Origin of the sequence: Geodermatophilus maliterrae (assembly GCF_041018925.1) — a bacterium.
In the GTDB taxonomy this organism is placed as follows: Bacteria; Actinomycetota; Actinomycetes; order Mycobacteriales; family Geodermatophilaceae; genus Geodermatophilus; species Geodermatophilus maliterrae.
The window spans coordinates 24705-34386 of the sequence record NZ_JBFNXQ010000057.1 but is presented as its reverse complement, the minus strand read 5'-3'; the positions used below and the strand labels follow the sequence as shown (position 1 = coordinate 34386).

The window sequence follows — 9682 nt, the reverse complement described above, 5'->3', positions numbered from 1 at the left end:
CGGGCGCCCGCCGATCAGAGGTAGGACGTGTTCGGCTCGAGGCCGCACAGCACCCGGCCGTAGAGCTCGTAGTTGGTGCTCGGGTGCATCAGCGCGTGCAGGTTGAGGGCCTGCACGTCCCGGTGGACGCGTCCGATCAGCACGGAACGGTGCAGCGACGACCCGCCGCTGGCCTCGGCGAGCACCGCGACCGATCGCTTCGCCAGGTCGAACGTCCGGCCGAGCGTGACGCGCGCCAGCACCCTGTCCTCGAGCTTCCACACCTCGCCCGTGGCGCCCTTGCGGTCGACCAGGCCGGCGACGCGTCGGGCGTGGAACCGGGTCTCCTCCAGGAGCACGGTGGCCTCGGCCACCTGCAGGTGGGTCACCGGTGCATCGCTCTGCCCCGCGTAGTCGGTGTAGGTGATCTTCCGGTCGGGGAGACGCTCGAGGAAGGTGTCCCGCGCGGCCGTGGCGAGCCCGACGGCGACGCCCGAGAAGGTGGCGCAGCCGGTCGGCACGAGCGGGGCGCTGAACACGGGGGAGTCGGCGTTCCGGCGTGAGGCGTACCGCCCGGCGAGGACCTCGGGCAGGGGCAGCACGCGCTCCTCGGGCACGAAGAGGTCGGTGGCGACGGTGGTCACGCTCCCGGTCGCCGACAGGCCCGCGGAGTGCCAGTCGTCCACGACGCCCAGCTGGTCCATCGGCACCAGCGCCATGACCGGCCACGGCGTGCCGTCCGGGGCGGGTGCCATCGCCATGACGCACTGCCAGTGGCTGTGTCCCGCCCCGCTGGTGAACGGCCAGCGTCCGTTGACCACCAGGCCGCCCTCGTTGGGCGTCGCCGACGCCGTGGGGCTGAGGACGGCGCAGACCCGGGCCCCCCGCCGCTCGAACACCTGGTCCTGGACGCCGTCGGGGAACAGGGAGGCGATCCAGTTGCCCACCGACCACACGGCGGCGTTCCAGGCGGTCGAACCGTCGGCCTCGGCGAGGGTCGCGAGCACGTCCATCACGGTGCGCGCGTCGCTCTCGTGGCCCCCGTAGCGAGCGGGCGTCCGCATGGCGAAGACGCCGGCGTCGGACATCGCCGCCACCACGTCGCCGTGCAGCCGCCGGTTGTCCTGGGACCAGGCGACCTTCGAGCGGATCAGCTCCCGGAGCTCGGCTGCTCGGCCGACCAGCTCACTGCCCGACGGCGTGGACTCCTGAGGCACGTTTCCTCCTGGCGGTCGACGAGGTGCGGCCGGCCGCAGGGTGCGGCAGCGCGTGCGGCCGAGCCCGGCGGTCGGCGGGCGTCGTCGACCGCGTCGAGACCACGGAGCGGGCTCCGGCCGTCCCGGACTCTGTCAGGACCCGGTGGTGGGGGCTTCTCCTCCCGTGCCTCCCGGCTCGCAAGCGAGGAGACGTTGCCGGGGGACCGTGCGACGAGCATTCGTCTCGGCGCCGGCCGGGACCACCGTGCCGCGCATCGCGAGCCCGCCGAACCACGCAGGAGGTCCTGCAGTGCCCGTCACCGAGCTGTCGTCGACACCCGGCCCCACCGACCTCGCCGCGGTGCGCGCGGTGCCGCAGCGGATCGTCGAGGCGTGGTCGCGTCACGACGCCGACGCCTTCGCCCAGACCTTCACCGAGGACGGCACGATGATCCTGCCGAACGACGTGTTCGCGCCGGGCCGGGCCGGCATCCGCGCGTTCATGGCCGGCGCGTTCGCCGGTCCGTACCGGGGCACGCAGGTGACCGGTACGCCGGTGCACGTCCGCCTGCTCGGTCCCGACGTCTGCGTGCTGGTCACCCGCGGCGGCGTCCTGCGCCCCGGCGAGACCGAGGTCGCCGAGGACCGCCGCGTCCTCGCCACCTGGGTCCTCCACAGGCAGGACGGGACGTGGAAGGTCGCCGCCTACCAGAACACGCCCGCCGCGGCCTAGCGGCGACCGCGACCCGATCGAGAGGCCGCCACGATGCGACCGTTCCGGATCGAGATCCCCGACAGCCGACTCGACGACCTCCACCGCAGGATCGCAGCGACCCGGTGGCCCGCCGGGGACGCCGGACCGGGGTGGGAGCGCGGGGTGCCGCCGTCCTACCTCAGGGAACTGGCGGGTCACTGGCAGTCGGGGTACGACTGGCGAGCAGCAGAGCGTGAGCTGAACGCCCATCCCCAGTACCGCACCGAGATCGACGGCGCGACCGTGCACTTCCTGCACGTGCGCTCACCGGAGCCGGGGGCCCGGCCACTGCTGCTGACCCATGGGTGGCCTGGCTCGGTGGTGGAGTTCCTGGACGTCATCGGTCCGCTCACCGACCCGCGCGCCCACGGGGGCCACCCCCGGGACGCCTTCCACCTGGTCCTGCCCTCCCTGCCGGGGCACGGGTTCTCCGGCCCGGAGCTGGAGCCGGGCTGGGACGTCGGCCGGATCGCCCGTGCCTGGGTCACGCTGATGGACCGGCTCGGTCACGACTCCTTCCTCACGGCGGGCGGGGACTGGGGGTCCCTCGTCTCCCTCGAGCTGGCTCGCCGGGCCCCCGACCGCGTGGTGGGGGCGCACCTGGCCATGCTCCCGACGCTGCCCTCCGGGGATCCGGCCGAGCTCGCCGCGCTGTCCGACGCCGACCTGGGCCGGCTCGCCAAGCTCACCCGGTACGACGAGGAGCTCTCGGCGTACCTGCGCCTGCAGTCCACGCGGCCGTGGACCGTCTCCTACGGGCTCACCGACTCACCGGTCGGGCAGCTCGCCTGGATCGTCGAGAAGTTCCGCGAGTGGACCGACTCGGCGGAGGTGCCGGAGGACGCCGTGGACCGCGACCGGCTGCTCACGAACGTCAGCGTCTACTGGTTCACGGGGACGGCCGCGTCGTCGGCATCGCTGTACTACGAGTCGGCTGCCCACCTCCGGGCGCTGTTCACCCCCGGGGCCCAGCACCCGCCGGTGACGGTGCCCGTCGGGGTCGCGGCGTTCGGCGCCGACCCGGTGACGCCGGTCAGGGCGCTGGCGGAGCGGGACCTCCCGTCGATCAGCCACTGGTCGGAGTTCGAGCGTGGCGGCCACTTCCCCGCCATGGAGCAACCGGAGGCCTACGTCGGCGACCTCAGGGTCTTCGCGCGCAGCCTGCGCGGCCAGGGGTGAGGCCCACGTGACCACCGACCACCTGCTCGGTGTCCCGGAGTCGCGCACCGGGACGTCGCCGGCCGTGGACCGCACACCCCGCCCGCGGACGGTGTGGTGGCGACGGCCGTGGATCGTCCCCCTGGCGCTCGTGGTGACCACCGTCCAGCTCTTCATCTGGCCGCCCTACCTGGGGCTCGACCCCGCGACCGCGACCGTCCCGGTGCCGCCGGACCTGCCCTGGAAGTACCCCCTGCTGGTGGCGCACATCGCCTTCGGCTCCATCGCGCTGATCGCCACCTGCCTCCAGCTGTGGCCGCGGCTGCGGCGACGCCGTCCCGCCCTGCACCGGTGGACCGGACGCGTCTACGTCTTCGGCGGGGTGCTCCCGGCGGCTGCCTGCGCCGCGGTCCTGCTCACCTGGATGGGCGGACCCGGCTGGATCGGCCGGATCGCGCTGGAGGTGTTGTGGGTGGCCTCCACCGTCACCGGGTGGATGGCCGCCCGGCGCCGCCGGTGGCCGGTCCACCGGCGCTACATGGTCTACAGCTTCGCGCTGACCATGGACGCCTTCTCGACCAGGGCGCTGATCGTCGTCATCGCCGCCATGGCCGGCCCCGACCTCGACCTGGTGCTGTTCCTGGAGTCGGTCGCCTGGTGCGGCTGGCTGTTCAACCTGCTGGTCGCGCACGTCTGGCTCGAACGGACCAGCCGGTCCTCGGCCCACCGCGCCGCGCTCGCTGCCTGACCCCTCGATCCCAGCCGCTCTCCCCGCCGTGGAGGACTCATGCCACCCCCCATCCAAGTCGCCGTGGTCGGCCTCGGCTACGTCGGCACCTGCGTCGCGGCGACCCTCGCCGGGCGCGGCCTGGACGTGGTCGGCGTCGACGTCGACCGGGGCCGGGTCGGTGCCCTCGCGGAGGGGCGCAGCCCCTTCGCCGAGGCGGGGCTCCCCGAGCTGCTCTCCACCGCCATCGGCGCGGGACGCCTCCGGCTGAGCACCTCGTTCGACGCCGTCGAGAGTGCCGACGTCGTCCTGCTGACCGTGGGCACGCCCGTGCGTGCCGACGGGGCGCTGGCCGCCGAGCAGCTGACCGCGGCCAGCCGGGAGGTCGGGCGGCGGCTGCGCCCGGGCCAGCTCGTGGTGGTCAAGAGCACCGTGCCGGCGGGCACGGTCCGCAGCCTCGTCCTGCCGCTGCTCCACGGTGGTGGGCTGGCCGGCGGGCGGGACTTCGCCCTGGCCTTCACCCCGGAGCGGCTGTCGGAGGGGACCGCGCTGCGCGACCTGCGCACGTTCCCGATCGTGACCGGTGGGCTCACCCCCGAGTGCACCCGGGCCGCGGCCCACTTCTGGCGCTCGGCCATCGGCGCGGACGTCATCCCGGTCGACTCGCTCGAGGCCGCCGAGATCGTGAAGCTGGCGAGCAACTGGTGGCTCGACCTGAACATCGCGCTGGCCAACGAGCTCGCGAAGTTCACCGCCCTCTACGACGTCGACGTGCTCGACGTGATCCGCGCGACCAACACCATGCCGGAGGGCAGCGGCCTGGTGAACATCCTCCGGCCCAGCGTCGGCGTGGGCGGGTCCTGCCTGACCAAGGACCCGTTGATGGTCCACCACTCGGCCAGGGAACGCGGCCTGGAGATCCTGACGGTGCCGGCGGGCCGGGCCGCCAACGACAGCATGCCCGCCTACACCGCGCAGCTGGTCGTGGACGAGCTGACGAAGCTGGGCAAGGACCCGGCGACGTCGAAGGTCGCCGTGCTCGGGCTCGCGTTCAAGAACGGCACCGGCGACCTGCGTGCCACACCCACGCTCGGCGTGGTGTCCCGGCTGGTCCCGGTCTGCGGCGAGGTGGCCCTCCACGACCCGCTGGTGGACGCGGCCGAGGGCGAGCGCGTCTTCGGTCAGCCGCTGGTCCCCGCACTCGCGGACGCCGTCCGCGGCGCCGACTGCGTCGCCGTGCTGGCCCTGCACCCGGAGTTCCGCGACATCGACTTCGCCGCCCTCCCGGTCACCCGGCCCTGCCTCGTGCTCGACGGCCGGGCGCACTACCCGAAGCAGAAGATCGCCGAGCTCCGGGGGCTCGGCTACCACTACCGGGGGATCGGGCGATGAGCGAGCGCGTCGTGGTGACCGGCGGTGCCGGCTTCGTCGGCAGCCACCTGGTGCAGCGGCTGGTCGAACGGGGGGACGAGGTGACGGTGTTCGACGAGCTGCCGCCCGACCCACACGCCGGCGCCCGGTACGTGGCCGGGGACGTCCGCGACGGGGACGCGCTGCGGGCCGTCGTCACCCCGGGCGTGGACGTGGTCTACCACCTGGCCGCCGTCGTGGGTGTGGACCGCTACCTCGCCCAGCCGCTGGACGTCATCGACGTCAACTTCGGTGGCACCCGGGCCGCGCTCGACGCGGCGCTCGGCGCCGGCGCCCGCGTCGTCGTGGCGAGCACCAGCGAGATCTTCGGCAAGAACCCGGCCGTGCCGTGGCGGGAGGACGACGACCGGGTGCTGGGCTCGACGACCTCGGACCGGTGGGCGTACTCCACCAGCAAGGCGCTGGCCGAACACCTCGTGCTGGCCTACGTCCGCCAGCACGGGCTCGAGGCGGCCATCGTGCGCTACTTCAACGTCTACGGCCCGCGTCAGCGCCCCGGCTTCCTGCTCAGCCGATCGGTGCACCGCGCGCTCAACGGACGGCCGCTCGTGCTCTACGACGAGGGCGGCCAGACCCGCTGCTTCACCTACGTGGCCGATGCCGTCGAGGGCACCCTGCTCGCGGGCACCCGGGCGGAGGCCGGCGGCGAGGTCTTCAACCTGGGCAGCTCGACCGAGTGCAGCGTCGGTGCGGCCGTCGCGCTGGTCGCCGAGCTCACCGATGCCCCGACGAGCACCGTCTCGGTGGACACCCGGGCGGCGCTGGGACCGACGTACGAGGACCTCACCCGGCGGGTCCCGGACAGCGGCAAGGCCCGTGAGCTCCTCGGCTGGTCGTGCACGACGTCCCTGCGCGAGGGCCTGGAGCAGACGATCGCCTGGGCGAGGGCCAACCCGTGGTGGCTGCAGACGGCCGACAGCGGGGCGGCATGAGCCGCGGGGACCAGGACCGACCCACCGACGACGGGATGTGAGATGAAGATCGACTGCCGCGTGTGCGGAGGGGTCGTGGAGACGGCGGTGGACCTGGGCCGTCAGCCCATGGCCAACGGGTTCCTGCGGCCCGACCAGCGCGACACGGAGCACTTCTTCGACCTGGCCATCGGGATGTGCGAGCGCTGTACCACCGTCCAGCTGATGGAGGAGGTGCCGCAGGAGATGCGGTACCACTCCGCGTACCGCTACCAGGCCTCCGGGTCCGTGGGGCACCGCCGGCACTTCGCGGCCATCGCCAGGCACTTCCTCGACCAGGAGCTGCTGGGTCCCGACCCGTTGATCGTCGAGATCGGCTGCAACGACGGCGTCATGCTGGAGACGATCGCGAGGGCCGGGGTCCGGCACCTGGGGGTGGAGCCGTCCGGGAACGTCGCCGCGGTGGCCAGGTCGAAGGGCGTCCGGGTGCGGGAGGACTTCTTCGACGAGGCCACCGGCCGTGACATCCGCCGGACCGATGGCCCGGCCGACGTCGTCTTCGGTGCCAACACGATCTGTCACATCGCGCACGTCCACTCGCTGTTCGCCGGCATCGACGAGCTGCTGTCCGACCGGGGCGTCTTCGTCTTCGAGGAGCCCTACCTGGGCACCATCATCGGCCGTACCGCGTTCGACCAGATCTACGACGAGCACGTCTTCTACTTCACGGTGCGGGCGATGCACGCCATCGCCCGGCAGTTCGGCTTCGAGGTCGTGGACGCCGAGCACATCGCCATGCACGGCGGCTCCATCCGCTACACCCTCGCCCGGCCGGGCCGGCGCCCCGTCGCCGCGCGCGTGGGGGAACTGCTGGCGCAGGAGCGTGCCGCCGGACTGGCCGAGCGGGCGACGCTGCAGCGCTTCGACGCCACGATCTCCGGTCTGCGGGTGGAGCTCGTCGAGCTGCTGCGCAGCCTGCGGTCGGCCGGCCGGCGGGTCGTCGGGTACGGAGCCCCCGGGAAGAGCACGACGGTCACGAACTTCTGCGGCATCGGTCCCGACCTCATCCCGTACATCGTCGACTCGACGCCGGAGAAGCAGGGGCACCTGCTGCCGGGGACGCACATCCCCGTGCTGGCCCCGGAGGCGTTCTCGGAGGACCCGCCGGACCACGCCGTGCTCTTCTCCTGGAACCACGCCGCCGAGATCACCGCGAAGGAGTCGGCCTTCGCCGCAGCCGGCGGCCGCTGGATCACCTACGTCCCCCGGGTGGCCGTCACGTCCGCCGGCGCCACCGCAGCGCTGGCCGGCTGACCCGCCGGTCGCGACGAGCACCACGAGGAGGACAGGTGAGCGAGACGCTGCGCGTCCCGGCGACGACGTACCTGCAGGGGTCGCCGCCGTGGCTGCTGGACTGGCTGGAGGAGGAGGACCAGCCGCTGCCGCGACTGTGGTTCGCCGACGAGACGCCGCAGACCGAGCAGCAGGTGCAGGGGTTCGAGATCGACCGCTGTCCGGTGACCGTCGGTGAGTTCGCGGAGTTCGCGGACAGCACCGGCTACCGGACCGATGCCGAACGGCACGGCTACGGGCTGGTGTACACCGACACCTGGGTCGAGTGCCCCGGCGCCAGCTGGCGCGCGCCCGGCGGTCCCGGCACCCGCACCGACGGGTACGAGGACCACCCGGTGGTGCACGTGTCCTTCCCGGACGCCAACGCCTACGCCGGGTGGGCGGGCAAGCGGCTGCCGACCGAGGCCGAGTGGGAACTGGCCGCGCGCGGCACCCGGTTCCGGATCTGGCCCTGGGGCGACCAGTGGGACGGCAGCAGCGCCAACACCGCGGAGACGTACGCCGGGCCGCTCACCTCGCTGGAGGAGTGGCGGAAGTGGTGGCTGGCCGCGGTGGAGCGCTCGGGACCGATGCCCCGGACCACCCCCGTCGGCACCTTCGCCGGGCGGGGGGACAGCGCCTTCGGCTGCGTCGACATGGCCGGGAACGTCTACGAGTGGACCGCGACGCCGTCCGGCCTCTACGCCGGCGCGACGGCGTGCGACCCCAGCGTGCGCATGGCGCTCGGTCGCTACCGCGTGATGCGGGGCGGCTCCTGGATGAACTTCCGGTACCAGGTCCGGTGCGCCGAACGCATCCACGGCGATCCGTCCGGGTGGTCGAGTTTCGCGGTGGGCTTCCGCTGCGCGAAGGACGCGCAGAGCGAGTGAGCGGTCAACGAGGAGGAGCGATGGTCACGATCGTCTTGCCGACCGGGTGGACGGGTGGACGAACGGAGTTCGAGGGCACGGCGGGCCTCCTGCCCGAGGTCATCCGGCGGTTCGCCGACAGTCATCCCGAGTACCGCCGCCGGCTGCTCGGCCCGGAGACCGAGCTGCTGCGGTACATCAACTACTGCGTGGACGACGACCTCGTCCCCCGGCACGCGCGGAGCGAGACGACCGTGCCCGCCGGCAGCACGGTGACCGTGATCGCGCCGATGGCGGGCGGCTGACCGTGCGCCGCGTCGTGCTGGAGTCCCAGGGGCCGCCGAGCGTCCTGCGGGCGGTCGACTGCGAGCTGCCCGAGCCAGGGCAGGGGCAGGTGCTGGTCCGGGTCGTCGCCACGGGCGTCAACGTGGTGGACCTGCTGCAGCGCTCGGGCAGCTACGCGGTGTCCCTGCCGTTCACGCCCGGCCTGGAGGGCAGCGGGGTCGTGGAGCGGGTCGGTCCCGGGACCGGAGGTGTCTCGCCGGGGGACCGGGTCGCGTGGGCCGCTCCGGCGGGTTCCTACGCCACCCACTGCCTGGTGCGGGCCGACCGCATCGTGCCCGTGCCGGAGCGGCTGCCGCTCGAGGTCGCGGCGACGGTGCTCGTGCAGGGCATGACCGCCCACGCCCTCGCCACCGACGTCGTGCCGCTCCGTCCGGGGGACGTCTGTCTCGTCCACGCCGCCGCCGGCGGGGTCGGCGGCCTGCTGTGCCAGTACGCGGCGGCGCGCGGCGCCACCGTCGTGGCGACCGCGTCGGGCGCGGAGAAGGCGCAGACCGCGCTCGCCCACGGGGCCCGGTACGTCGTCGACTACGCCGTCGACTACACCGTCGAGGACGTCGCGGCCCGGGTGCGGGAGCTGACCGGCGGCGTCGACGTGGTCTACGACGGCGTGGGGAGGGACACTTTCGCGGCCGGCCTGAGCTGCCTGCGTCCGCGCGGGACGTTCGTCCTCTACGGACAGACCAGCGGGCCGGTGCCTCCGGTCGACCCCCAGGTCCTCCAGGCCGGGGGGTCCCTGTTCCTCACCAAGGCCTCCCTCGGCGCCTACGACCCGACGCGGGAGGACCTGCTGCGACGTGCCGCCACGGTGTTCGACGACGTGCTGGCCCGCCGGCTCGTGCCCCGGCTGCACGCCGCGTACGCCCTGGAGGAGGCCGCGGAGGCGCACGCGGAGATCGAGTCACGCCGATCGATCGGCAAGTTGCTGCTCCGTCCCTAACCTGCCCGCCTTCGCCACCCACCGCGGGGCTGCAGCCCCGCAA

Annotated in this window: 10 protein-coding genes; 9 read left to right on the top strand and 1 reads right to left on the bottom strand. The window is 73.5% G+C overall.

The features are described from left to right. Nucleotides 1–14: 14 nt before the first annotated feature. Nucleotides 15–1196, bottom strand: coding sequence for an acyl-CoA dehydrogenase family protein (locus tag ABQ292_RS16895; protein WP_369208480.1), 1182 nt, complete (start codon nucleotides 1194–1196; stop codon nucleotides 15–17). 289 nt (nucleotides 1197–1485) lie between these two features. Between ABQ292_RS16895 and ABQ292_RS16890 the strand changes: the two genes are divergently transcribed. Genes ABQ292_RS16890 through ABQ292_RS16850 form a run of 9 tightly spaced genes read left to right on the top strand, consistent with a single transcriptional unit; the run spans nucleotide 1486 to nucleotide 9639 of the window. Then, nucleotides 1486–1908, top strand: a complete 423-nt coding sequence (locus tag ABQ292_RS16890; RefSeq protein WP_369208478.1) for an SgcJ/EcaC family oxidoreductase — start codon at nucleotides 1486–1488, stop codon at nucleotides 1906–1908. 33 nt (nucleotides 1909–1941) lie between these two features. After that, on the top strand, nucleotides 1942–3108 hold the full coding sequence (locus tag ABQ292_RS16885) for an epoxide hydrolase family protein (protein WP_369208476.1): 1167 nt from the start codon (nucleotides 1942–1944) through the stop codon (nucleotides 3106–3108). Between the two features lie 7 nt (nucleotides 3109–3115). After that, on the top strand, nucleotides 3116–3835 hold the full coding sequence (locus ABQ292_RS16880; RefSeq protein ID WP_369208474.1) for a DUF2306 domain-containing protein: 720 nt from the start codon (nucleotides 3116–3118) through the stop codon (nucleotides 3833–3835). A 39-nt stretch (nucleotides 3836–3874) separates the two neighbouring features. Further along, nucleotides 3875–5206 (top strand): nucleotide sugar dehydrogenase, encoded by a 1332-nt coding sequence (locus ABQ292_RS16875; protein WP_369208472.1) that lies wholly within the window; start codon nucleotides 3875–3877, stop codon nucleotides 5204–5206. Continuing rightward, on the top strand, nucleotides 5203–6177 hold the full coding sequence (locus tag ABQ292_RS16870) for an NAD-dependent epimerase/dehydratase family protein (protein ID WP_369208469.1): 975 nt from the start codon (nucleotides 5203–5205) through the stop codon (nucleotides 6175–6177). The genes ABQ292_RS16875 and ABQ292_RS16870 overlap by 4 nt, the downstream gene beginning before the upstream one ends. Before the next feature lie 42 nt (nucleotides 6178–6219). Then, the gene (locus ABQ292_RS16865) at nucleotides 6220–7470 is read left to right on the top strand and encodes a methyltransferase domain-containing protein (RefSeq protein WP_369208467.1); all 1251 of its coding nucleotides are present in this window, start codon (nucleotides 6220–6222) and stop codon (nucleotides 7468–7470) included. A 35-nt stretch (nucleotides 7471–7505) separates the two neighbouring features. Beyond that, nucleotides 7506–8378 (top strand): formylglycine-generating enzyme family protein, encoded by an 873-nt coding sequence (locus tag ABQ292_RS16860; protein ID WP_369208465.1) that lies wholly within the window; start codon nucleotides 7506–7508, stop codon nucleotides 8376–8378. Nucleotides 8379–8398: 20 nt separating this feature from the next. Further along, on the top strand, nucleotides 8399–8662 hold the full coding sequence (locus tag ABQ292_RS16855) for a MoaD/ThiS family protein (protein ID WP_369208463.1): 264 nt from the start codon (nucleotides 8399–8401) through the stop codon (nucleotides 8660–8662). Nucleotides 8663–8676: 14 nt separating this feature from the next. Beyond that, entirely contained in the window at nucleotides 8677–9639 is a 963-nt protein-coding gene (locus ABQ292_RS16850; protein ID WP_369208461.1) for a quinone oxidoreductase family protein, read from the top strand. The last annotated feature ends 43 nt before the right edge of the window (nucleotides 9640–9682 follow it).